The organism is Neisseria sp. P0001.S005 (assembly GCF_051963715.1).
Map to the genome: position 1 here is coordinate 1 of NZ_JBQCTZ010000430.1, position 1,007 is coordinate 1,007.

Sequence of the window (1,007 nt, forward strand, 5' to 3'; positions counted from 1 at the left end):
AAGATTTGGCCGTCTGTAATCGAAATTACGTTGGTTGGTACGAATGCTGATACGTCACCGGCTTGGGTTTCAATAATCGGTAATGCAGTCAGAGAACCGGTTTTGCCTTTTACTTCGCCATTGGTCAGTTTTTCAACTTCGTTTTCGCTGACGCGAGCCGCACGTTCCAACAAACGGGAGTGCAGATAGAATACGTCGCCAGGATATGCTTCACGACCGGGAGGACGGCGCAACAGCAGGGAAATTTGACGGTATGCAACGGCTTGTTTAGACAAGTCATCGTATACGATCAGTGCATCTTCACCGCGGTCACGGAAGAATTCGCCCATGGTACAACCGGAGTAAGGGGCGATGTATTGCAGTGCAGCGGCTTCAGAAGCAGTTGCAGCAACCACGATAGTGTGTTCCATCGCGCCATGCTCTTCCAATTTGCGCACTACGTTGGCAATAGAAGATGCTTTTTGACCGATAGCCACATAAATACAGATAACGCCTGTACCTTTTTGGTTAACGATGGCATCCAGTGCTACGGCAGTTTTACCGGTTTGACGGTCACCAATGATCAACTCACGTTGGCCACGACCAACCGGAACCATTGAGTCAATGGCTTTCAGGCCGGTTTGCATTGGTTGGTCAACCGATTTACGCGCAATCACACCTGGGGCAATTTTTTCAATTGGAGCAGTCAATGTTGTATTGATTGGACCTTTACCATCGATAGGACGACCCAATGCATCAACTACGCGGCCAACCAGTTCACGACCGATCGGCACTTCCAAAATACGGCCGGTACAGGTAACTGTATCGCCTTCTTTAATGTGTTCGTACTCACCCAACACTACGGCACCGACGGAGTCACGCTCCAAGTTCATGGCCAGACCGAAAGTGTTACAGGGGAATTCGAGCATCTCACCTTGCATCGCGTCTGATAAGCCATGAATGCGCACAATGCCGTCTGTAACAGAAACAACGGTACCACGGGTACGCACTTCTGCATTGACGGACAG

The 1,007-nt window shown here is 49.9% G+C and carries 1 protein-coding gene; it reads right to left on the reverse strand.

What is annotated here, in order from left to right; all coding sequences use genetic code 11:
* The coding region (gene atpA, locus ACTHSP_RS20810) for a F0F1 ATP synthase subunit alpha (RefSeq protein WP_440346861.1) at window positions 1-1,007 on the reverse strand (1,007 nt) is incomplete at both ends.